This window comes from Streptomyces sp. NPDC001890 (genome assembly GCF_042891445.1).
GTDB lineage: Bacteria > Actinomycetota > Actinomycetes > Streptomycetales > Streptomycetaceae > Streptomyces.
Map to the genome: position 1 here is coordinate 119400 of NZ_JBIATE010000011.1, position 21941 is coordinate 141340.

General features: G+C 69.3%; 21 protein-coding genes and 6 pseudogenes. 18 read left to right on the plus strand and 9 right to left on the minus strand.

Annotated features, from left to right (window positions below; all coding sequences use genetic code 11):
- Window positions 1-310: 310 nt before the first annotated feature.
- Window positions 311-1198, minus strand: coding sequence for a septum formation family protein (locus tag ACFYY1_RS25185; RefSeq protein ID WP_388589408.1), 888 nt, complete (start codon window positions 1196-1198; stop codon window positions 311-313).
- A gap of 164 nt (window positions 1199-1362) precedes the next feature.
- Here ACFYY1_RS25185 and ACFYY1_RS25190 point away from each other — a divergent pair, with 164 nt between their 5' ends.
- The 3 genes from ACFYY1_RS25190 (at window position 1363) to ACFYY1_RS25200 (ending at window position 3765) form a co-directional block, all read left to right on the plus strand.
- Window positions 1363-2655 (plus strand): amino acid adenylation domain-containing protein, encoded by a 1293-nt coding sequence (locus tag ACFYY1_RS25190; RefSeq protein ID WP_388589666.1) that lies wholly within the window; start codon window positions 1363-1365, stop codon window positions 2653-2655.
- Window positions 2621-3055, plus strand: a complete 435-nt coding sequence (locus tag ACFYY1_RS25195; RefSeq protein ID WP_388589668.1) for a hypothetical protein — start codon at window positions 2621-2623, stop codon at window positions 3053-3055. The genes ACFYY1_RS25190 and ACFYY1_RS25195 overlap by 35 nt, the downstream gene beginning before the upstream one ends.
- A gap of 152 nt (window positions 3056-3207) precedes the next feature.
- Complete coding sequence (locus ACFYY1_RS25200; RefSeq protein ID WP_388589410.1) at window positions 3208-3765, plus strand: AMP-binding protein; 558 nt, start codon at window positions 3208-3210, stop codon at window positions 3763-3765.
- Window positions 3766-3889: 124 nt separating this feature from the next.
- Here ACFYY1_RS25200 and ACFYY1_RS25205 read toward each other — a convergent pair whose 3' ends face one another.
- Both ACFYY1_RS25205 and ACFYY1_RS25210 read right to left on the minus strand, forming a co-directional pair.
- Window positions 3890-4225 carry a hypothetical protein gene (locus ACFYY1_RS25205; RefSeq protein WP_388589413.1) on the minus strand — a complete coding sequence of 112 codons (336 nt, stop codon included), beginning with the start codon at window positions 4223-4225 and terminating at the stop codon, window positions 3890-3892.
- Between the two features lie 541 nt (window positions 4226-4766).
- Window positions 4767-6044 (minus strand): MFS transporter, encoded by a 1278-nt coding sequence (locus ACFYY1_RS25210; RefSeq protein WP_388589415.1) that lies wholly within the window; start codon window positions 6042-6044, stop codon window positions 4767-4769.
- 542 nt (window positions 6045-6586) lie between these two features.
- On the opposite strand from ACFYY1_RS25210, the gene ACFYY1_RS25215 reads away from it, so the two are divergent.
- The 4 genes from ACFYY1_RS25215 (at window position 6587) to ACFYY1_RS25230 (ending at window position 9247) form a co-directional block, all read left to right on the plus strand.
- On the plus strand, window positions 6587-7975 hold the full coding sequence (locus ACFYY1_RS25215) for a rhodanese-like domain-containing protein (protein ID WP_388589418.1): 1389 nt from the start codon (window positions 6587-6589) through the stop codon (window positions 7973-7975).
- Window positions 7976-8079: 104 nt separating this feature from the next.
- Entirely contained in the window at window positions 8080-8664 is a 585-nt protein-coding gene (locus ACFYY1_RS25220) for a rhodanese-like domain-containing protein (RefSeq protein ID WP_388589421.1), read from the plus strand.
- Between the two features lie 136 nt (window positions 8665-8800).
- Complete coding sequence (locus tag ACFYY1_RS25225) at window positions 8801-8935, plus strand: hypothetical protein (RefSeq protein ID WP_388589424.1); 135 nt, start codon at window positions 8801-8803, stop codon at window positions 8933-8935.
- Between the two features lie 48 nt (window positions 8936-8983).
- Window positions 8984-9247 carry a metal-sensitive transcriptional regulator gene (locus ACFYY1_RS25230; protein ID WP_388589427.1) on the plus strand — a complete coding sequence of 88 codons (264 nt, stop codon included), beginning with the start codon at window positions 8984-8986 and terminating at the stop codon, window positions 9245-9247.
- Window positions 9248-9663: 416 nt separating this feature from the next.
- Here the strand turns inward: ACFYY1_RS25230 and ACFYY1_RS25235 are convergent.
- Window positions 9664-9789, minus strand: a pseudogene (locus tag ACFYY1_RS25235) (IS630 family transposase); the annotation flags it as partial.
- 449 nt (window positions 9790-10238) lie between these two features.
- On the opposite strand from ACFYY1_RS25235, the gene ACFYY1_RS25240 reads away from it, so the two are divergent.
- A complete protein-coding gene (locus ACFYY1_RS25240) occupies window positions 10239-10778 on the plus strand; it encodes a hypothetical protein (protein ID WP_388589430.1) in 540 nt (179 codons plus the stop codon).
- 410 nt (window positions 10779-11188) lie between these two features.
- On the opposite strand, the gene ACFYY1_RS25245 is transcribed toward ACFYY1_RS25240, so the two are convergent.
- Entirely contained in the window at window positions 11189-12157 is a 969-nt protein-coding gene (locus tag ACFYY1_RS25245; protein ID WP_388589433.1) for an alpha/beta hydrolase, read from the minus strand.
- 35 nt (window positions 12158-12192) lie between these two features.
- Window positions 12193-12765 (minus strand): TetR/AcrR family transcriptional regulator, encoded by a 573-nt coding sequence (locus ACFYY1_RS25250; protein ID WP_388589436.1) that lies wholly within the window; start codon window positions 12763-12765, stop codon window positions 12193-12195.
- A 159-nt stretch (window positions 12766-12924) separates the two neighbouring features.
- On the opposite strand from ACFYY1_RS25250, the pseudogene ACFYY1_RS25255 reads away from it, so the two are divergent.
- Together ACFYY1_RS25255 and ACFYY1_RS25260 are read left to right on the plus strand one after the other, a co-directional pair.
- Window positions 12925-13119 (plus strand): annotated as a pseudogene (locus ACFYY1_RS25255) (NAD(P)H-binding protein); the annotation flags it as partial.
- Between the two features lie 912 nt (window positions 13120-14031).
- A pseudogene (locus ACFYY1_RS25260) lies at window positions 14032-14214 on the plus strand (SAM-dependent methyltransferase); the annotation flags it as partial.
- A 95-nt stretch (window positions 14215-14309) separates the two neighbouring features.
- Here the strand turns inward: ACFYY1_RS25260 and ACFYY1_RS25265 are convergent.
- Both ACFYY1_RS25265 and ACFYY1_RS25270 read right to left on the minus strand, forming a co-directional pair.
- Entirely contained in the window at window positions 14310-15125 is an 816-nt protein-coding gene (locus ACFYY1_RS25265) for a hypothetical protein (RefSeq protein ID WP_388589439.1), read from the minus strand.
- Window positions 15126-15562: 437 nt separating this feature from the next.
- The gene (locus ACFYY1_RS25270; RefSeq protein ID WP_388589441.1) at window positions 15563-15763 is read right to left on the minus strand and encodes a hypothetical protein; all 201 of its coding nucleotides are present in this window, start codon (window positions 15761-15763) and stop codon (window positions 15563-15565) included.
- Window positions 15764-16430: 667 nt separating this feature from the next.
- Between ACFYY1_RS25270 and ACFYY1_RS25275 the strand changes: the two genes are divergently transcribed.
- The 3 genes and pseudogenes from ACFYY1_RS25275 to ACFYY1_RS25285 all read left to right on the plus strand — a co-directional run bounded on the left by ACFYY1_RS25275 (window position 16431) and on the right by ACFYY1_RS25285 (window position 18259).
- Window positions 16431-17147, plus strand: coding sequence for a hypothetical protein (locus tag ACFYY1_RS25275; protein ID WP_388589444.1), 717 nt, complete (start codon window positions 16431-16433; stop codon window positions 17145-17147).
- Window positions 17108-17366 (plus strand): annotated as a pseudogene (locus tag ACFYY1_RS25280) (hypothetical protein); the annotation flags it as partial. The gene ACFYY1_RS25275 and the pseudogene ACFYY1_RS25280, both read left to right, overlap by 40 nt.
- A 14-nt stretch (window positions 17367-17380) precedes the next feature.
- The gene (locus ACFYY1_RS25285) at window positions 17381-18259 is read left to right on the plus strand and encodes a hypothetical protein (protein ID WP_388589671.1); all 879 of its coding nucleotides are present in this window, start codon (window positions 17381-17383) and stop codon (window positions 18257-18259) included.
- 475 nt (window positions 18260-18734) lie between these two features.
- Here the strand turns inward: ACFYY1_RS25285 and ACFYY1_RS25290 are convergent, their stop codons facing one another.
- Window positions 18735-19352, minus strand: a complete 618-nt coding sequence (locus ACFYY1_RS25290) for a hypothetical protein (RefSeq protein ID WP_388589447.1) — start codon at window positions 19350-19352, stop codon at window positions 18735-18737.
- A gap of 186 nt (window positions 19353-19538) precedes the next feature.
- Between ACFYY1_RS25290 and ACFYY1_RS25295 the strand changes: the two genes are divergently transcribed.
- The 5 genes and pseudogenes from ACFYY1_RS25295 (at window position 19539) to ACFYY1_RS25315 (ending at window position 21910) form a co-directional block, all read left to right on the plus strand.
- A complete protein-coding gene (locus tag ACFYY1_RS25295) occupies window positions 19539-19904 on the plus strand; it encodes a S26 family signal peptidase (RefSeq protein WP_388589450.1) in 366 nt (121 codons plus the stop codon).
- Window positions 19905-19943: 39 nt separating this feature from the next.
- Window positions 19944-20167 (plus strand): annotated as a pseudogene (locus tag ACFYY1_RS25300) (helix-turn-helix domain-containing protein); the annotation flags it as partial.
- A 154-nt stretch (window positions 20168-20321) separates the two neighbouring features.
- Window positions 20322-20843: a hypothetical protein gene (locus ACFYY1_RS25305; protein ID WP_388589453.1), complete on the plus strand. Its 522-nt coding sequence runs from the start codon at window positions 20322-20324 to the stop codon at window positions 20841-20843.
- Between the two features lie 622 nt (window positions 20844-21465).
- Window positions 21466-21621 (plus strand): annotated as a pseudogene (locus tag ACFYY1_RS25310) (carbonic anhydrase); the annotation flags it as partial.
- Between the two features lie 88 nt (window positions 21622-21709).
- A complete protein-coding gene (locus ACFYY1_RS25315) occupies window positions 21710-21910 on the plus strand; it encodes a hypothetical protein (protein ID WP_388589679.1) in 201 nt (66 codons plus the stop codon).
- The last annotated feature ends 31 nt before the right edge of the window (window positions 21911-21941 follow it).

A 21941-nucleotide genomic window follows, 5' to 3' on the forward strand; every position in this document is an offset into this window, starting at 1 on the left:
CGGCCACGGCGACCGCCCCACGCCGGGGACGGTGCCGGACCGCGGGCGGAACGCGATGCCGAGATCCCTGGCCGGCTGGAGGCGGACGCGGAATCGGCAGGCTCGCAAGCATGCCGATTCCGGAATCGGAGGCGGTCTCGATGGTCCGGCCGTCGTACGACGGCAACGAGACCGCTCCGCACCGGCCGGCACAGATCCCGGCCGGGAAAGCAGCCGCTCCCGGTGAGGGCGGCCCCGGTGCCGTTCGGACTGCGGGGCCGTCAACCGGCCGGTTCCACGACGGAAGCGGCCCCGCTGATTCGACGGAGCGTCAGCCCGCCCAGACCTCGGCCTCATCGGCCGGGACGGTGGTGGCCAGGCCCAGTTCCTTGCGGGCGGCGACCGACTTGTTCGGGTCGATACCGGAGAACGCCGGGTCGTAGGCGACGTAGAACGTGTCGGCATCGGCGGCGTTCGAAGCCTTCTTCCAGTTCCCCGCCGCCTTCGTCAGCGTCGCACGGAGCTTTCCGACCTCGGTGCCCTCGATGCCGTCCAGGCCCTTGACGTGTGCGTCGAGGGCGGCGGCGACGGCCTTGGCCTGCGCCTTGTAGCCGGCCAGGTCGTCCTCGACGGCCTCCTTCTCGGACTGGTTCGCCCACAGGGCGTCGTAGACCGCGTTCGAACCCTTGAGATACGTGGTCTGCTCGGGCTTGAGGGACTTCGCGGTGCCCAGCGAGCCGCGGAACGTGCCCTTCTCCACGGTGTAGGTGCAGCTCACCGCGCGGTCACCCGTCGCCCAGCTCTCCTTGGTCGGGGTGTAGTAGAAGAGGGCGACGCCCTTGGGGAGCGCCCAGGTGTCCGGGGCGTACTTCTCCGCCTCGACCAGGCAGCGCTTGTCCGCGATCGCCGAGACCCCGTCTTCGCCCGGGTACTCCTTGCCCTCGTCGACCGCGAAATCGCCGACGACCTGGCCCTTGTGCGCCTCTTCGCAGGGCACGACCTCGACGGCGTACGCCGTCCCCTCGGCCTTGCCGTTCGGGTTGTAGCAGTCGCCGACGTCCAGCGAGAACACCGAGCGCTGACGAGTCACCTTCTTCGCGCTGTCCTTGGCGCTGTCGACGGCGTCGGAGACGTCCGAACATCCCACCGCACCGATCGCGAACAGGGCGACAACGGCAGATATGCGGCGAATGGAACGATTCGGGACAGGGATTGCCATGACGTGTACATCCTCTTAAGTGATCTTTATGAAAGCTGCGCGCATCCTATGCCATTCCTGTGAACTGGACACGGAGGCCCTCACCTCATCACTGCATCTCCGACTCGTGACGGGCCGCAAGGGTTGTATCCGGGCTGCTCGCAGGTGACCTTCCTGGACCTCGCATCCGGTCCGAGCGGCGCGGCGCGGCCGGTGATCACCCGGCGGAGCGGGAAGGACTTCGCCACCGTCCCTTCCCCGGCCCCACCCCTTCGGGGAACCCCTCGGCCGTCGCCGTCGAGTGCGGCGACGAGCGGCTGACGTACGCGCAGCTCGAAGCGTGGTCCGACGAGACAGCCCGTACGCTGCGAGCCGAGGCGCCGCCTGGACTGCCGGTGGCAGTGGCCGTTCCGCGGAGCGTCCGGTTGCCTGTGGCTCTGCTCGGCATCTTGAAGGCAGGGCTCTCCTACCTCCCCTTGGACGCGGACGACCCCCCGGACCGGCTGCGACGCGTACTCGATGTATCGGGCAGCGCGCCGGCCCTCGTGATCGACAGAACACAGGGTCCACTGGCCGCGCGGGGACTACGCACGATCACAGTCCCCACGCGCTCAAGGGGTCCGGCGGCCGGGGAAGCGGAATGGGACTCCCTACGGCCGGTCTCCGACGCGCAGCCCGTCCATGTGCTGTTCACGTCCGGATCCACCGGCACACCCGAGGGAGTCGTGCTGCCGAGCACCGCTCTCGCCAACCGGCTGGTGTGGATGCGTGACACCTACGGGGTCGGCCCGGCCGACCGTGTCCTGCAGAAGACGCCCATCACCTTCGACGTCTCGGGCTGGGAACTGTGGCTCCCCCTCATCTCGGGCGGCACCTGCGTCCTGCTGCCACCCGAGGAACACCGCGATCCCGGGCTGGTGGCACGCGCCATCCGCGAACAGGGCATCACCCTCTGCGATTTCGTCCCCACCATGCTCCGCGAGTTCCTCCGCCACCGCGATTCGGCACGGTGCACCCCCCTCCGGCACGTCTTCTGCAGCGGCGAACCGCTGCCGGTCGAGGTCGCGCGTGCGTGCGTGGGCACCGTCCCCGCCGCCCTGCACAACCTCTACGGTCCCACCGAGGCCGCCATCGACGTCAGCCACTGGACCAGCCCGGCCCCGGCGCGGGAAATCGACCGCGTCCTCATCGGCCGGCCCATCGACAACTGCGTACTGCTCGTGGTCGGCGGCGACGGCGGTCCGGTTCCCGACGGCGACGAAGGGGAGTTGTGCATCGGGGGCGTACCACTGGCCCTGGGGTACCTCAACGATCCCGCGCAGACCGCCCGCGCCTTCGTACCCGCACCACCGGGGTCCTCCGTGGACCGGCTCTACCGGACCGGCGACCGGGTACGACTGATCGACGGGAACCTTGGAGTACCTGGGACGGGCCGACGACCAGGTGAAGATCCGGGGGCAGCGCATCGAACCGCATGAAGTCGAACACCACCTGTGCTCCCACCCCTTGGTGGACGACGCCGAGGTGGTGGCGGTCAGGGCCGGGAAGGACACCGAACTGGTGGCGTGGATCCGCGTGGCCGAGGCCCGTGCCCCTGCTCGCGATCTCTCCGCCGCCCTGCGCGCACACCTCGCCTCCGTCCTTCCCTCGGCGTATGTGCCGGGGCACTACCTGATGCTCGACGAAGTCCCCCTGACCGGCAGCGGCAAGCTGGACCGGGCGCGACTGCGATCGCGCGCCGAGCAGCAACTCGGTGCCGGGCGGGCCGCGCCCGCCTCTCCCTCCGTCACGCCGGGCGAGCGGCCCCTGTTCGCGGCCCTGCTGCGGGAACGCGACGCTCGTACCGTCGCGAGCGGACCCCGCGAAGCGACTCACTGACCGGACGGCCGTCGCTCGCTCCGGTGCCAGACACCTCCCTTTTTCTCTTCTCCGCCCATCCGGGGCGTCCCCGCGCGCCCATGAAGGCGATCCCTCGCACGTCACGGGCGCCGCCCACCCCCGCGGCGCTCTCGAAGATCTGGAGCCATCCCATGCCGGTCGATCCCCCGCAGCAACCGCAGAGCGAGGAATGTTCTCCTCCCCGGACGGTCCATGACCTGGTGGCACACCGGGGCGCCCACCATCCCGAAGCCACAGCCGTGATCGCGGGCGAGCGCAGGACGAATTACCGGGAGCTGCTCGCCCTGGCCACACGGATCAGCGCGCTCCTCCCGACCGCTCCCTGGGGCAGGACCGGCATCTGCCTCGGGCGCGACGAGCGCACGGTGGCCGCCTTCCTGGGGGTGTGGCGGGCCGGCCGCTCCTGCGTGGCCCTGGATCCCGCGCTCCCGCCGTCCCGGCTGGCACACATGGTCCGCTTCGCCGAGATCAGCGAGGTCCTCACCACGCCCGAACTGGCCCCCGTCGTCGCGGCGGCGGGCGCCCGCCCCCTCATCGTCGACGACGCCCCGCACCAAGCCGCTCACGACAGCCCCGCACCGCACCCGGCGCGTACCGTGGGCGAAGAGGCGTACCACACCTGTCGGTGCTGGTCCGCGCGGCCGAGATCCTCGGCCGCAACGGGGCAAAGACCACCGTCGGCTGCGTGACGGCCGAGGAACTCGGGGTTCGGGGTCGGTGTTGCAGGGTTCCAGGTTCAGGGGTTCAGGACTCAGGGTTCAGGGGGCGTCGCAACGTCACCCGCGATCCCGATTTCCTCTTCCGCGGGTACTGTCAGTTCTGCCGGATGAAGCAGTCCGAGACGTAGCCCTCCACCCCGGTTCGGTTGTTGTGGATGTACGTCCAGTGGTCCTTGACCTGCCCATCGGGGCACCGCACCTCGTCGGCGCCTGTGCTCTGGCCCCCCATCCAGGTGTATCCGTCTCCCGGATTGCCGTGTCCCCGGACCGGTGAATCGAGCGTGTAACCGCTGTGGATCCTGACACCGGTGGCAGTGAAGTCACCCTGTGGTGGATCCGCAGCGATCGCCGTCACCGGCGCGGACAGAACGCTCAGTAGGGTCAGTGCCGCCACGGCTGTCCGGACGACCGTGGAACGCGCGTTGCTCATGGTGCTGTCTCTTTCTCGAACAGGGACGTCACAGCCGCATCAGCGAGGAGCAACTGTCTTCCCAGGTCATGTGGTTGAGCACGACCGGCTCGGCCTCGTCTCCCCACAGCGTGCGGATGCACCGGCGGTGGTGGGAGCGCCGCGAGCCCGCCGGAAGCCGAAACGGCTGTGCGGGGCGCGGTGCGCCGCAGGTGACGAGTCATGCCGATCATGCTCCGGCCCCGGCCGTCGGAGAATCGTTGCTGCCCAACAGGTGTCACCCGTGTGGGTGGGAAGTCGTACCGGGAGCCGCAGCCGGGTGCTGTGAGGTCGGGGCCGGTCCCCGCGCGCGGACCTCGCGCAGTCGGTACCGGGCCGGCTCGTCATACATGGGTCGCGCACAAGGTCCGGAACCTCTCGGTGCGGGGCCAGGAGGACAAGAGCGCGCGCCGGAGGCGTGGAGGAACGGGAGGTGCTGTCGACGGTCCCGGTGCGACAGGTGCGGTGCCATCGTTCGATCCAGGGATGGCACCTTGTCGTTGCCGTGAGTCGCATGTGGTCGTCAGTGCTTGGTGGTGTCGGTGATCCAGCGGGCGGCAAGGAATCCCGAGCCGGCGGTGAGGACGGCCGCTGCGATGACGGTTGCATTCAGGCCGAGAGTGTCGGCGAGGACGCCGGCTACGAGGGCTCCGGCGGCATAGCCGATGTCGCGCCAGAAGCGATAGGTGCCCAGGGCGTTGGCGCGCCAGGCGGGGTGGGCGTGGTCCGAGACGGAGGCGATGAGCGCGGGGTAGACCATGGCGGTGCCGATTCCGAGGGCGACGGCGGACAGGATGCCCGCGAGGAGGGGGCGGTCCAGCAGGGTGAGGGCGAGGACGAAGCCGACGGCCTGGACGAACATGCCGGTGACGATGAGGGGCTTGCGCCCGATGCGGTCGGCGAGGTGGCCGGTGGGTATCTGACCGATGCCCCAGAGGATCGGGTAGAGGCCCTTGATGAGGCCGACAGCGGCGAGACCCAGTCCGTGGTCGGTGAAGAGCAGAGGAAAGACGCCCCAGGTCAGGCCGTCGTTGAGGTTGTTGACCAGCCCGGCCTGGCTGGCGCCGCGCAGGGAGCGGTCGCGCCAGGAGGTCCGCGCGAACGTGGCGGCCGGTCCCGTGCTCTCGCCGGTGGGCAGGGGCGCGGCGTGCTGGGCGAGTTCGAGGGCGGCGTGTGCGGCGGTGTCCCGTACGACGAGGGCCAGGGCCAGGCCGGCGACGACGAAGACGGCACCGATGAGTTCCGGGACCGGGCGCAGGCCGTAGGCGGTGGCGAGGTAACCGGTGAGCAGGGCGGTGGCGCCGACGGCGGTGTAGCCCGCCGCCTCGTTGAGGCCGGTGGCCAGGCCCCTGCGGGCGGGCCCTACCAGGTCGATCTTCATGTTGACCGTCATCGACCAGGTCAGGCCCTGGTTGAGGCCGAGCAGGACGTTCGCAGCGACGATCCAGCCCCAGGACGGCGCCCAGGCGAGGGCGAAGGGTACGGGGATTCCGATCAGCCAGCCGGTGATGAGGAGCTGCTTGCGGCGGAAGCGGGCCGTCAGGGTTCCGGCTGCGAGATTGGTGAGGGCCTTGGTGAGGCCGAAAGCGATGATGAAGGAGAAGACGGCCAGGTCGCCGGTCAGACCGAACGTGTCGGTACCGATGAGCGGCACGGTGGTCCGCTCCAGGCCCACCAGGCCGCCCACGGCGATATTGACGACGACGAGCAGGGAGAACTGCAGCCGGTTCTCCCGCAGGCCGAGACGGACCGGTGGCCCGGAGGTGCGGGTCGGCGGGGTGGCCGTGGGCAGGGCGTTCACGAGCGGATCTCCTCCGTGCCGTGACGAGGTGGACGAGGCGTCGGGCGTATGCGGACGGTCTGCCGGAGGCGCATGCGCTGCAGACCTCACGTGGCACCGCTCCCGCTCAGCGGGCTTCGCGGCGGGCCTTGAAACTGCCGTCGGCCCACATACACGCACTTCAGAATACCCCTACGGGTATATGAATCGAACACCTCAAGCAGATCGGCCATGTGACCCTCGATACCCATGGGGGTATTTGACTTCCCCCATGGAGCCGCTCTAACGTCGAGTACGTAAATACCCATGGGGGTATCGAGAGGCGTACCGGAGCACCCGGGCGACCGGGCAGCTCACGGCCGCCAGGGGAACGCCGTCTCCGTCGCGGGTGGCACCGCGGGCCTGGCCCGCACCGGTCGTCCACTCGTGCTCGGTGCGGCCGCTCACACCGCCCGACCACCGGGTTCCACCGGGCCGGGGACCGTCACGCCGGGCGAACGACCGCCCGCGCCCCAGCACTCTCGCACCCTCCCGGCGTGCGTGTTCGTCATGAAGGGATTGCCGTGTTCTTCACCCAGTACTACCTCGACTGCCTCTCCCAGGCGTCGTACATGATCGCCGACGGGAAGACCGGTCAGGCCGTGGTGGTCGACCCGCGGCGGGACGTCTCCGAGTACCTGGCCGACGCCTCCGCGCACGGGCTCACAATCGTCGGCGTGATCAACACGCACTTCCACGCGGACTTCGTCGCCGGCCACCTGGAAATGGCGGACGAGACCGGTGCCTGGATCGGCTACGGCCGACGCGCGGAGACCGAGTACCCGATCCGCAAGCTCGCGGAGGGCGAACGCATCTCCCTGGGCGACGTCACCCTGGAGATCCTGGAGACGCCCGGACACACCCCGGAGTCGATCAGCGTCCTCGTGTACGAGCGGGCCGACGACCCCGTCCCGTACGGCGTCCTGACCGGTGACGCGCTGTTCATCGGCGACGTCGGCCGCCCGGACCTGCTCGCCTCCGTCGGCGTCTCCGCCGAGGAGCTGGGCGCGATGCTCCACGACAGCGTCCAGAACAAGCTGATGGGCCTTGCCGACGCGGTACGTGTCTTCCCCGCGCACGGCGCCGGCTCCGCCTGCGGCAAGAACCTCTCGACCGCGAAACAATCGACCATCGGCGAGCAGCGCGCCACCAACTACGCGTGCGCCCCGATAGACCGCGAGGAGTTCGTCGCGCTGGTCACCGCCGGCCAGTCCACCGCGCCCGGCTACTTCGCCTACGACGCCGAACTGAACCGCAGGGACCGCGCCAGGTACGACGCCTCGTCGGCCCCGCGGCCGCTGACGCTCACCGAGTTCACCGCACTGCGTGCCGCGGGGGCGGTCGTCGTGGACACGCGCGATCCGCAGGAGTTCGCCGCCGGGCACCTGCGTGGCGCGGTGAACGTGCCCGCCGACGGGCGGTTCGCCGAGCAGGCCGGCACCGTGCTGGACCCGGCCGACGAACTGGTCGTCATGGCGCCCCAGAACCGGGAGGAGGAGGTCGTCACACGCCTCGCCCGGATCGGCTTCGATCGCGCCGCCGGCTACCTGCGCAACCCCGAGGACGCCTTGGAGTCGCTGGCCGACGACGTCACTCCGGCGAGCCGTGTGACCGCCGCGCACCTTCGGACCGCCCTCGCCGGTGGCAACCCTCCCGTCGTCGTGGACGTCCGCACCTGCGGCGAACGCGAGGCGAACGGCTTCATCGACTCCGCCCTGCACATCCCCCTGAGCGAACTGCCCGCGCGGAGCAGCGAGCTGCCCGACGACCGGCCCCTCGTCCTGCACTGCGCCGGCGGGCACCGGTCCTCGATCGCGGCGAGCCTGCTGCGGCACCGGGGCTTCACCGACGTTTCCGACGTCCTCGGCGGGTACGCCGCCTGGGCCCTGTCCGCCGAGCCCGTGAGCGCCTGACCGGCACAGCTCCGACCCGACCCCCGGGGCCCGCAGTCCACCCGGGCCCCACCAGCCTCCACGCATACCCCACCTGGGTGTGCACGACGACCCGAAGGAACCTCATGAGCACCACCCCCGCGCCCTCCCCCTCCCTCTCCCCCGCCGTGCTGCACCGGCTCGTCCAGGAAGGGCGGGCACCGCGCCTGCTCGACGTACGCACGCCCGGTGAGTTCCGTACGGCACACATCCCGGGCTCGTACAACGTGCCCCTGGACACCCTGCGCGAACACCGGACCGAGCTGCTGGCCCACCTGGACGAAGACGTCGTTCTCGTCTGCCGCTCCGGAGCCCGCGCCGCGCAGGCCGAAAAGGCCCTGGCCGACGCCGGCCTGCCGAACCTCCGCGTCCTGGAAGGCGGCATCGTCGCCTGGGAGACGGTCGGCGCACCCGTCGACCGGGGTCCCGAGCGGTGGGACATGGAGCGTCAGGTACGGCTCGTGGCCGGCTCGATCGTCCTGGCCACCGGTCTGGTCGGCGTGTTCGTTCCCGGCATGCACCTGATCGGCACCGCGATCGGCGCCGGCCTGACGTACGCGGCCGTCAGCAACTCCTGCATGATGGGCGTCATGCTGTCGAAGCTGCCGTACAACCGGGGCCCGCGCCCCAATATCCGCACGATGATCGCGGAGCTGCGGAGCACGCAGTGACCACTCCGGTCGTCACGGCTTCACCGCTGGTCGGCGCAGTCTCGGCCTCCTCGGCGGCGGCGCCTCACCGAGTACGTCCCGGGCACGACCCTGCTGGTCGCTTTTCGCCCTGATGGTGCCGACAACAGCGGTCGCAATGCTCCGCAGGCCCCGGAGCGGCCTGGAGAAGGCGCGGCCCCCGCACAGTGACCTGCCCGTGAAGCACATCGCGGTGGAGGGTCTCGTCGTCGGCGCGGTGAAGGGCCACGAACACAGTACGGCCGAGTCCTGACAGCAATACCCCCCGGGGTATTGCTGTCAGGAGGTGAAGGAGGATCTGGTGCAGGTGGACGAAGAAGCGCTACGGCCCGTGCTGAACCGTCTTCGGCGGGCTCAGGGGCAGCTGGCCGCGGTGATCACGATGATTGAGTCCGGCCGCGACTGCAAGGACGTCGTGACCCAGCTGGCCGCCGTCTCCCGCGCTCTGGACCGGGCCGGATTCAAGATCGTGGCGAACGGGATGCGGCAGTGCCTCGCCGAAGGATCCGACGCCTCGCCCATGACGCAGGAAGAACTGGAGAAACTCTTTCTCACCCTCGCCTGACCCCGCTCACTCCGGCAGACTCCGCCAAGAACCGGCCGGCCCTCGCACCGATATGATCCCCGGCCACGAAAGTCCTGCCGGAGCCACGGTCACATGTACGCCGCCGCAGGCTGCTGAAGCGCCGGATGGTGGTGCGGCCTCCAGGAGCCCGGGAAGCGGGTGTTCTCCTGGCCGAGACCGCGGCCGGTGAACAGGCCGCCCCGTGTTGGGGACCAGACTGGGAGACGCGTCGGCTGGTTCCTGCACACCGAGGATTTCGACCGTGATCACGCGCGCAAGAAGGCGGCCGGTGCCAGGTTCGAGGGGAAGCCGCGGCGGGAGCGTCACGGCGTGGTTGCTGCCTTCCGGGACCTCTACGGAAACCGGTGGGATTTGATCCAGCTGCACTGATGCCCCAGGCCGGCCGGCGGTGGCGGTCAGGCTGCGTCGGTCAGAGGGCGTCCACCCCGGCGGATGCCCTTCTCGCCGCGGATACGGGCACGTTCGCGCCGCTGCGCGGCCAGCACGTCGGAGTGGCGCGCATTCTGGTTGCGCCAGTGCAGGGGCACGGGGGTGCGGCGCCGTACGGATCAGCAGTCATGAACCGCCCCTTGGGCGAGCGGCGCCCCGCGTGGGACTCACGGGGCGCCGGGTAAAGGTGGCGATGCTGTTCCTCGGTCGGGATGCCGCGGCTGTTGAGGACTTCGGCGACAGCGAGGGGAGGTGTCCATCGGCACCTGCGCACGCGCCTTCGGAACTCCGTATGTCCATCAGCACGCTTGTGTCAGATGCTCACTCCTGAGACCAGGCCCCGCCCAACAGGCACGGCTCGTCGAAATCCGCGATAACCTCATCGCCCGCATCGCCGAGGCGGAGCGCGAGGGCTGGCTCGGCGAGGTTGAAGGTCTGCGGGTTGGCCTGGCCGGCGCCGAGGACAAGCTCGGTCAGATCAACCGACGGACACAGGCGGCCCCGACCAGCCTCGGCGTGCCTACGACCAGGAGCACGGACTGTGAGTAGCGACGCAGACCAAGAAGACCTCGCGCGCGATCCGAGCACGTGGACACTCGAACAACTGCGGACGTTCGTCCAGAACGCCCGTGGTCAGCAGCTTGAGACAGCACGCGTCGCTGCACAGGGACACGCCTACGACTCCGCCCACCCACAAGAAGACCGCCGCCAGTGGGCGAAGCTGTCGTTGCTCGCCAACCGGCTCATGCTCGCCGACAGCGGGGGACGCCTGACGCAGGTAACCCATCAGGACTTCATGCTCCGGGCGTGGGTGATCGACAGACTGGGTCCCGACGACACGGACCCCGACTGGAGCCCTGCCGTGCTGGCGGCCGACACGCTTGACGCACTGACGATCACGCCCGCGCAGGCTGCCGCCCTCGCCGATGGATGGCGCTACCTGACCATCGAGCAGATCCGCCGGCTTCGGTGGCACAAGAACCTGACGGCCCATCTGGAGGCCCTGCTCGGCCACCTGGCACCTGGACACACCCGCGATCAACTCCTGGCCTGGACCTCTACCCGCCGATTGCTGCCCTGACCGGCCGGCCAGCCAGCCAGAACCAGGCATCCCAACAGCCAGGTTTCAACGCAAAGTTCAGAAAAGCACGCCTGCTCGTGTTGGCAGGGGGTGCCGCAGGGCCGGTCACGGGTGTCCAGCGCGACATTACGGAGGCTGAAATGGTCACGGAAGTCGGCCCACTCGGCGTCGGTTGGCTTCCTGCACTCTTCGTCGGGACGCGCGGCTCGGCGTTGATCGACGAAGTGCCGGTAGTGGCGGATGACCTCCTCGGGACGGCCCCCGCGACATATCCCTGAGCTGTGTTCGGATCGGAGTGGCCGATCACCTTGGCGGTGATGTGAATCGGCAGCCCACCGTCGACGGTCCCGGTGGAGACGATTCTGCGGAAGTCGTGCGGGGTGAACCGCACCAGGCGCGGGCCCGTCGCGTCAGGCGGTGGTTCGGGTGACGAAGTCCGCGATGGCGTCCTCCATCTGCTGGAGCCCCGGGTCTTCGAGGGGGTAGTGGCCGGCGTTGTCGAGCATGACGGTGTCGACCGGGACCTTCGTGATGCGGGAGAGGACGGGCACACTGAGGTGGTGTGGGGTCCAGCGGTCCTCGGCGGGCTGGGTGAGCAGAACGGGGCAGGCTTCGAAGTCCTGCGGTTCGACGGCGGGGGTATAGGTGGCGTAGCTGTCGAGGAAGCGGACGCTGACCCAGTTGGCGGCCGAGGTTCGGTCCTTCATGAGGACCTTCATGGCGGCCGGGTCGTTGGCGAGCGCGGACATCTTGGATGCGAGGCTCATGGGGTACTTGGCGGAGGAGGCCGGTGTCTTCGCGAGCAGGCCCATGAGGGGGACCCCGGCGCGGGCGGTGAGCTTGTCGTGGGACGTCTCGTCGCGGACCTGCTGGTCGCGCTGGTCGAGGAAGGTCATTCCGACGATGCCGCGCAGGGTGCCGCGGGGGGCTTTGGCGGCGACGTGGTAGGTGAGCATGCCGCCGGCGCTCAGTCCGTACAGGACGATGGGGCGGTCGTCGCGGGACTGCTCATGGGCGAGGAAGTCGACGACGAGGTCGACCCAGTCGTCGTACGAGGGGGTGGTCCCGGGTCTGACCCGGGTGAGCCCGTAGCCGAGGTTGTCCAGGGCGACGGTCTCGAAGCCGCGCCGGGCGAGCGGGGCGCCGAGGATGAGGGACATCTGGCGGCCGTTGGTGCCGACCCCGTGGTGGAGAACGACCTTGGCCTTGGCGTCGGGGTTGCGGTATCGGTCGAGGTGGACGCGGTGGCGGCGCCAGTCCCAGAACTCTTCCTCGGGCGCGGTGGCGTCGGTCAGACGCAGCCGCTCGGGCAGGAACTGCTGGAGGTCGCGCCATGCCTGCTGGTCGCGGTAGTGCGTGGGGGCGAGGGCGGTGTTCATGAGGGGCGCCTTTCGGCAGGGTCTGCCCCTTGGGGTCAGTCGGGAGTGGACGCGGAGCGGGCGAGGGCTCCGCGGGTGATCATCTGCACACCGGCGGCGAGTTCGCCGCGCACGGCGTCGGCGTCGCGCAGGTCGTCCTCCAGGCCCCGGGTGAAGGTGAGCAGGACGGCAGCGGCCTGCCGTGCGGTGTCCGGCACGACCTCAGCCAGGGCTGAGGTCAGGAGTACGGCCAGGCCGTCGGTGTAGGTGCTGACCAGGTCGGGCGCCTGGGCAGTGGCGGCCGACAGCAGTTCCTGCGCGTGGGCCGGGCTGTCCTGCCAGAGCCGGATGGCGACTTCCAGCTTCACCGTGAGCACGGCGAGGACCTTCTCGTCCGGCTTGACCGCGGCCTCGGCCGCCGCCTGTGATGCCGCACCTGCCTGCTCCAGCAGGGACTGGACGACCTTGACTATCGCCTCTTCCTTGCTCCCGACGTACTTGTAGACCGTCGGGCGCGACATCTGCGCCTCTTCGACGATGTCGGAGACCGTGGTGCGGCGGTAACCGTTGCGGCAGAAGCAGCGGTAGGCGGCGTCGAGGACGAGCTGGGACGAGGGAACCTTCGGCATGGCTACGAATTTAACACTTGACTCGAATAATGTAAAGATATGAGGGTTCCCCCGGGGCTCTCCGACTGACCCCACCGCCCTCGCCCCCTCTGGAAGGCCGCCATCGTGGACAAACGCAGAATCGTTCTGCTCGGAGCAACCGGCTTCACCGGACAGCGCGTGCTGCGCGAGCTCCTGGCCCGTGGTGAAACGCCGACCCTGGTCGGCCGCAACCGCGCGAAGGTGCTCACACTGGCCGAGCGCTTTCACGCAGACCTGCCCGTCATCGAGGCAGACGCCACCTCGACAGCCGCTCTCACCCGCATCTTCGACCGCACCGACGTCGTCGTCTCCACCGTCGGGCCGTTCGCACAACTGGGCCTGCCAGCGGTCACCGCGGCCGCCCGGGCAGGAGCCCACTACCTCGACTCCACCGGAGAACCGCCCTTCATCCGGCAGGCCTTCCAACTGGATGCCGTCGCCACCGCCCGTGGCGCGAGCATCGTCCCGGCATTCGGCTACGACTACGTACCGGGCAACCTCGCCGGTGCCCTCGCCCTCACCCAGGCCGGCAAGCAGGCGCGCCACGTCGAGATCGGTTACTTCCTCACCCGCTCCGGCCACGGTGACGAGGAGCGCTACCGCAGCACACTGCGCGACGCCTTCACCCTCACCACCGGCGGCACACGCGCCTCACTCGTCGGCTCCGCCGTCGAGGAAGCCTTCGCCTACCGACGCCCACGCACCGGCGGCCCCGCCCACCTCGCCGACGAGCACACCGGCGCCCGCTTGCTGTCGTTCCACCACGCGGGCATCACCGGAACAGCACTGACAGTCGGCGGTTCCGAACACCTTGGTCTGCCCGAAGCCTTTCCCCACCTCGACAGCGTCGACGTGGGCCTGGGCTGGTTCGGCCGATGGACGCGCCTCGTCCAGACCAGCACCCACCTCGCCGCACCTCTGCTCCGCACTGCGGCGATCCGCAGCTCGGTCACCAAGCTCTCCCACCGTCTCCCGGGATCCACGCGCGATCCCGACGCCAACGGCCGGGCCCTCGTCGTTGCCGTCGCACGCGACGCAGCAGGCCGGGCCCTGGCCACAACCGCTCTCACCGGACCCGACCCCTACGAGATGACCGGCTCCCTGCTCGCCTGGGGCGCCAGCCACGCCGCCGCCCCCAGCACCTCCCTCACCCCCGGCGCCCACGGCCCCGTCACAGCCTTCGGACTCCAGACACTCCGCCTCGGCGCCGCGCAGGCCGGTCTTCACCGGACCAGGCAGACGACCGGGACCGAGGGGCCGGAGCCGGTCCGCTTCGACCAACAAGGTGGCGCCCGCCCATAGCTGGCCGGCGGAGCCGTTTGCCGAGCAGCTGACCGGGTCCGGACTCGTCACAGTCGCTCGGTTGCTCCACGACCCGGTTCCGAGCAGGGCTTCCTCGACAACCACCCACCGGCCCGCCGCCCGTAGGACGTGGCCCGTGGCCTGCATGAGGGCGGGGCAGATCATCCGCGGATGAAGTTCGTCCGATACTCCGGCCGCACTTCGTTCACGAGCCGGGCCGTTCAGCGGTGCTGGGCCGTGGGCGGACGATCCGCGAAGTACTGCAGCCCTTGCTTGAGCGCCGCGCGGGCGCCGGGTTCCAGGTGACGGGACCAGAGCGGATCCGTCTCGCCCCGAAGCCGGCAGTAGCAGGCCAGGGCGTAGCCGAACTGACGCTCAGTGAGGTAGCCGAGGTGGCGGGTGGGGTCGAGTGCGGTTCCAGTGAGCTCCCGCTCGGTGAGGTCCCCCAGCGGGAGAACGGAGAAGCCGTGTACCGACTTGGTGAAGCGGTAGGCCGCGTTGGCGGTGAAGACGCCCATGCCGAGGAAGACCGTCACGAGGCCGGTCAGCTTCTCGTGGTCGACCTCGATGCCTTGAATGCGATCCTCACCGAGCAGACGGGCGTGCCCGAGCTCGTGGGCGATGATGGCCGCGAGCACAGCCGGCTCTTCGGCTTCGCGGAGGTCGAGCTCTATCACCGCATGACCGTCGGCCTTGCGGTACATGCCGACCGTACGGTGCTTGTCACGGTTGCTCCGCAGGGCGTGGGATTCCTGTTCGGGGCTTTCGAAGTACTCCACGCTGAGCTCATCAGGGTCGACCCCCATCAGTGAGCAGACGCGCCGGACCAGCTCCCCGACCTGAACCGGGGTGCCGACGAAGCCCGGAGGGAAGAAGTCCGAGACGGGAAGTGCTATCTCGCGCTTCACCACCTCAAGCCCGAACTCCTTTACGCACCACCTCATCCATTTCTCGACCCACTCCTGGTCCTTGGGCGGTACCGGGCACTGACCGATCTGCTCGGAGCGGACCCAGGGCTTCGCGCTCGTGATCGTCACAGCATCGATTCGTGGGCGACGCCGCCGCCATTTGCGCCACGCCCGTGCCCACCGTCCTGGCGTCCTGGCGTCCTGGCGTCCTGCTCATCCTCGCCAATTGCCGCCCACCCCCTGGTCGCTCCAGTGCGAACTCCAAGGCCCTGGAATGTTGTTCATCGAGAGAAGTGGCCGTGGTCGCTGAGCGCCACTGGTCTGCCGACAGTGCTCACGAAACCGTGGGCGCCATGTGACCACGACGTGCGGCTGGAGTACTGAGCGCCGCGCTCCGGCCGATCGGTTTCGGCAGTTCCGGTGTTCGCTGGGCGTCGCCGGAAGTGACAGCCGTACAGCTCTCGAAGGCTCCTGCGGTGTGGCCACCGCAGGCAGACGTCATGCGCTGTCCAGAGAGATGGCGGGTGGATTGGTCCGGCCGTTCTCAGATGAAGTACACCGTGGTCTCAGATGAAGTACACCAGGTCCACCTGGCCGTCGGACCGGGGGACGATGATCGCCTCGCCGGCGCCCTGGACGGGGTCGATGTTGAGGAAACCGACGGCGGCGTCCACGCTCTGATAGACCCCATGGTGCCAAGCCTTGGCCGCTGCCGCCTTGATCAATGACTTCTTGAATTCCACCTCGTCCTCGCTGACATGGACCATGGATGACTCCTTTGAGGGCTGTGAAGGAAATCCATCGCCCGTTCCAGGCGACAAGAGAGAACTACCCCCGCATGGGCAACTTACGCAGAGAGACTGCGCGTTCACTCTCTGTCGGCAAGGGCGACGCGGCAGTTGAGGCCGGAGCGCGCACGGCGTTCGTCGGGGGTGTGAGACGTACGACCAGGATGGGTGGAAGTCAGCGGCGTGCTGCTGGCACAGGAGCGCCGTTTCGATCCTCACATGGGGACGCTCGGGCTCGACACAACTCAGCGGCGAGCAACGGGCCGACACCTGGTTCGGGCACTGCGAGCAGAAGCGTCACGTCCACCTGTCCCACGCGCTCACGGTCCTCGGCGACACCGAACATGCCTGCCGCCTCGCCGCCGCCGCTCCGACCGTCCTCCCAGCGGGCTACCGCACCGGCCTCGTCCTCGCCCGCGCCACGAACTCGCACCGGTCAATCCCCGCCCAGCACCACCACGAGCCCGCCCTACGAGCCCTCCGCAACGCCCTCGCCCGAAGGCCCCGGCGGCACCCCGGGGTCCACGTGGGCGAGCACGCTCTCCTCCACCGAGCGTGCCCTTCCCGTGGCGGGCGGGTGGTTCTACGCTCATCCCATGACCGGAAGCGCGCAAGCAGGTGACAGCGCCTCTGCACAGGGGAGACCGTGGACGTCCCGACGTTGATCCTGTTGGGGGCGGCGGGTGGTCTGCTGCGCGGGGTCCTGGATCTGTACACCCGCTTCGTCTCCTGGCAGGCCGACCGCCGCCTCCACCGACAGTCAGCCGTGGCAGGGACGGCGCAGGCCGAAGCGCCGCGGTTCCAGGCATACTTCGACCCCGCCGTCGACACCGCCGCGGCCGTCGTGCACGGCATGATGGGCGCCGGCGCCGCAGTGCTGTTCGGGACCACGGGGCAGATCAGCGGTGGGTACGCCGCACTCGTCGTCGGACTGTCGGCGCCCATGCTGCTCACCCAACTCGGCCGCATCCAGACGGTGAACGAGGCGGTGACGGGCGAACGGCAGCCGGCTGAACTGGCTGCGGAGCCCGAGTTGCCCTCGGCCGCCGCCGGCAACACCGTTGGGGCAGGCGATACGGGCGACCCGGGCGCCGAAGACTCCACGCCCCCGGTGGTGCGACCGTCCGCGCCGCCTTCTGCGGATCAACCGGTCCAGCCCTTGGTCCCGGCAGAAAGACCGCCGTCCCCGGTGCGACCGATGTCTTTGCCTGGGCGGCCCGCCACAGTCGCGGACGCCCGTACGCAGGAGCCCGCATCGAGCGAATTCCCTGCGGACTCGTCCGACAGAACCGGGTCCGGTGCCGACGATCGGGGCGCGTCACGATGGCGGCAGGGGCCGGCGCTCGGGGAGGAGAGGCTGTGAAGAGTGCTCCGCACTTGCTGGCCGAGGACCGCCCCGAGTACGAGAGGCTCCTCGATGACGTACTGCGTCATGCCCATGAACGACCGGATCTTGCCGCGGTCGGCCGACGGCTCAACGCCGAGCAGCTGCGCACCATGGCGCTGAACGCCATGGCACTGATCGCCGCGACCGCCGCACCCGAGTACGAGCACTACGTACGACTCCGCGAAGAACGCCGCGGCCCGGCCCCGAACATGGGATCGGCGTCCGCCTCTGGCTTGTCCGCAATCCCCGGCTCCGGCCCCCGGGCCACCGACCACCACACGTCGGCAGGCCCAGGCCATCGGCTCGGCGCTGCCGTGCTGGGTACCAGGCACCCCGGCGGCCGGCGGATCAGCGACGGAGTCGTTCCGCGGCGATGGGCCGAGATGTCCTTCGGCCGTCGTCTGCTGGCAGCGCTGCTCGGACTCCGCGTACGCCCAGTCGTATCGGGGACGGCAGAGATGGGGACACTGCGCACGTCCGAGCAACAACTGGCCGGCCTCAATGCCGATCGTGCGCGGCCGGCCAGACGCAGGCCACCGGCCCCGGAGGCGACCGGAGCCGGTGTGCTCGCCGTCATCCTGGTCCTGTTGCCGGTGCTGGCAGGCACCGCCACGGTGCTCCTCCTGTTGGCCGGCTACCTCCTGAAGATGCTCAATCCGCCGCCATCGTTCGCGAGCACCATGGTGGGCGCGGGCTGGTCCTTCGCGGCGATCACCGTGGCAGCAGTCCTCGCCGCTGCTGTTGGTCTCGTCATCACCGCGCTGCGCCGCGGTTCGACGTCACGGACGACAGAGGACCAGGACGAGGAACTATGGGAGGACGTGGCACGCGCCAGAGAGGCCTGGCGGCACGCCCTGCTGGAGCGGGGCATCCTTCCGTTCCTGCGGGACGCGCTCGCCGACCCCGAAGCAGCCCCCGCCTCGCGCAAGCCGTATCGTCCGGCGAACCGCATCCTGAAGGTCGGCTACAGCAGACCGGACTTCTCCGGCCCGGAATCCAAGTCCCGACCCGCCTTCACTAGCCCCGACTTCTCCAGCCCCGACTTCACCGAGCCGGACCAAGGAGGCTCGGAACCCAGGCCGGAGTGACACGCTCAGGTACGGCCGTGCGGTCGGAGGAGCGGACGCGGAATCCCTCATTGCCATGAAGATCGCCTACGAGATCGTGCTCACGGGCATGCCGGACGCCCACGCAGATCCGTAACGGTGGCCCGGGCGGGTCGGGACGGCCATACGGCGGCTGCGGGCGGCACGTTACGACTGGGGGTGCGAATTCTGCGTACTGCGGGCCACCAACCGGCGGCGGGCGCACCGTCGCCGCCCCTTGGACAGCGACGTTCCCGGGCGCGATCGCCGGGCTGGATGTGCTGCGGTCACGCCCGGACGCCGCCCGCCGGGTCCTGCTGGAGCGTCGGCGACTCGGAATGCAACACGCTCGTGTGTGTTGCTGGTTGACTCTGCTTTCACAGCTCAGGGCTGCAACGCAGGTCTGTTCCAGTCGGATGTCGCACTGCGTGTTGCGAGCCCCCGACCCCGGCTGTTGCGTCGGCAACAGAGCGGCTGCCTAGCCGTGCCGGGTGAAGACTTCACGGACGCCGGACAGGTCCGCTTCCTTCTCCTTCTCGTCCTCGTATGAACCGTCCTCGTCCCGGATCGCCACGACGGTCTCCGGGGTGAAGTCCTGACCGAAGCGGTAGCCGTCCAGGCAGTAGTCGAAGCCGGACTCGCCGAAGAGGTCCGCTTCCTCGCGACGGCAGTACTCCGCCAGGCCGTCGGACACGTGCCAGCGCGTGCCGTCGTACCAGAAGACACCGCCTGCGTAGTGAATCGTCCGGCCCGTCGCGGAGTCCGTGAGGTTCAGCGACTCGTAGTTCTCGGGACGGTCGCGAACCAGGGCGACGAGGCGCTCGGGGACGCCCTCGTAGAAGGACTCCTGAAGGGCGAAATCTTCCTCGGCATACAGATTCAGCGCCGACTCGTGGTCGAACGTCAGCAGCAGCACGCGGCCGTCCTCCGCGAAGTACCAGACCGCGGACTGGCCGCCGCCGTCGTTCCAGGCCAGACGGCGTGCGCCGGTCACCGTCACCGGTTCGACCCCGGCGAGGTCGTCCATGATGGCCGCGCGGCGCCGCACTTCCGGGACGGGTGTCGCCGCCAGGGCATCCCACATCGTGTTACTCATTCCCGCAGGGTATCCACCGCCTATGACAAGGCCGTCACCAAGTACCCCGCCGCCTTCCACGTCGCCGCCGTCCTCATCCGGGCGGCGACGTGATCCAGTGCCGCATCAGGCCACGTTCGCCTCGGCGGTGGAGCACGGAGAAGTAAATCGGTGGGGTGTTGTGGGGGAATCTGCCACGATCGTCGGATGGGTGCTCTGGATGCAGTGGCAGGCAGGGTTGCCGGCGGAGCCACCGTGGCGTTCCGGCCCAGCGGCTCGTCGATGATTCCGCTGATACTCAGTCGGCAGCAGGAGGTCGTTGCCCCGGTCGACCCGTCGAAGTTGGAGGTCGGAGACATCGTCCTCGCCCGTGTCGCCGGCACGGTCCACCTGCACTTGGTCTCGTCCGTGGACCTTGCCGGGAAGCGGGTACAGATCAGCAACAACCGTGGCCGCGTCAACGGCTGGACCAGCCACGATCGTGTCTTCGGTATCTGTGTGACAGTCGATGGCGTCGTCCGGTCAGGAGCCGTGGGCAAGACGCTCTCGGCCGACTCCGACGACTCCTCCTGACCTGACACTCCAGCGGCATCGGGCTGCCAGGCCATGCAGGTGGCAGGACGAGTGCGCGTTCGCGAGATCGATGACGAAGAGGCCCTGTGGTTACTGCGGATCATCCGCGAAGGCACCGGCTCGTGGTGACGTGGCGGCGCGCGCAGACGGTACTGCTGTCCGCTCAGGGCGTGCCGGTCGCGAAGATTGCCGAGGTGTCGTTCACCAGTGACAACCGGGTCCGCGACGTGATCCACAGCTTCAACGCCGACGGCTTCGACGCGCGCCTCGACGGCACCGGCCACGCCGGCCACAAGGAACGGGGCAGCGTGATCCGCCGATGCATCATCTGGCGCCAGCCGCCATGCCGACGGCCGTCGCCTACGCGCGATCATCGACAGGACAAACGTTGCCTGCCGCGGCACTGGGTTGGCTGACGTGAGTGCGCGGGGGCGGAGTTACAGATATGTCGGACCGGTCGAGCTGAAGACCGCGGTCCGGCCTGGTGGCGGCGGGTGCCGGATCAGTTCGGCGGCTGACTTCGACGGCTGGATCACTGGGCGATCAGTGGCGGAGCTGGCCGAGCCGTTCACTTTCGTGGTCGGCATGGACGGTGTGCTCCGGCTGGCTCCGCGGCGAAGCGAACACGTGGCCTGCGCCGGCGGAGACATGGTTCTGAGTGCCGGCGAGATCAGCTTTATCCGTGAGGCACACCGGTGGGCCGTGAGCGAGGTCAGCAACCAGTCCACCGGGTACTGCCCGGACGTCAACTCCTGGCCGGAGGTCGCTCGCGCTCTGGACGACGCAGGACTTGAACGGCCTTCCGGTTTCACCCACGAGGTGGTGTTCCGGCGGTGCCTCAGCTGCCAGGAGCACAACATCGTGCGCGAGGACGACTTCGTCTGCGTCTTCTGCGGCAGCGATCTTCCTGCGGCGTGGAACGTGGATCCCACCGTGTGACAGCCGGGGGTCACAGCCACTCGTCGTTGGCAGCGACGAGGACAGTCGCCTCGCAGTGGACCGCGAGTTCGTCGGGAGCGCCGCCAGGCCAAGCCGAGCACGCCTCGGGCCGAACTCGGCGTGCGGGCTGCGCGAACGGCGGGCAGGCCCACCGGATTCTGCAGCGTCCGGCGGTGGCCTGCGGCATCCGTGAGGGCGACGATGAGCAACGGAGACCACAACCGCACGACGCGGACAGAACGGGCCGGCTCCCCCACATCAGTCCTGTGCTCAATGGCCGCACCGCAGCGTTCTGACAGCCCGGTGTGTGGGCGCGGAATGACTTTCTGACGCCCTTGATCGGGACGGTTTCCAGCGTTTGACGGCACGGTCCGCGCCGGCCCGAGAAAGGTGACCGGCGATCCCGAACTCCTCAGGAAGAGAGAACTCCACGACCGGTACACAGGCCGGACGATCACCTTCATGCGCGGCCCCCGCACGTCCCTGGCCGTGCAGATCGACCACATCGTGCCCCTGGCGCTCGGGGGCGCTCGGGAGCACCCTTCGGGGTGATCCTCTCCTGCATCGACTCCCGGGTGCCCCGGAACTCCTCTTCGACACCGGACTGAGTGACCTCTACGTGATGCGCACAGGAGGTGAGGCGGTCGGTCCGGTGGTCACGGGGTCGGTGGAGTACGGGCCCATGACGAGCGGCACTCCCCTCATCGTGGTCCTCGGACATCAGCGTTGCGGCGCCGTCGCGGCAGCGTACAAAGCCATCCGTGACGGCAAGCCGCTCCCCGGCAATCTGGATGCGATCGCCAGGGCTCTGCGGCCGGCCTACGAGCAGGCAGTCCGGGAGGGGCGGCTCCGATCCGGTCGAGACCATGGCCCGCGCGCAGGTCGAGTTGACGACGGCCGGCCTGCGCTCCAACCAGGACCTGGCCCCGCTCGTGGCCAAGGGCACCCTTGCCGTGGTCGGCGCCTACTACTCGCTCGACACGGGCAAGGTGGAAGTCCTGGCCGGCGCGCCCACGAAGCCGCAGAACCTGGGGAAGAGTGCGCGCACGCGCCGACGTTCCACCTGATCACGCCTCCGACCTGCACAGGTGATGTCGA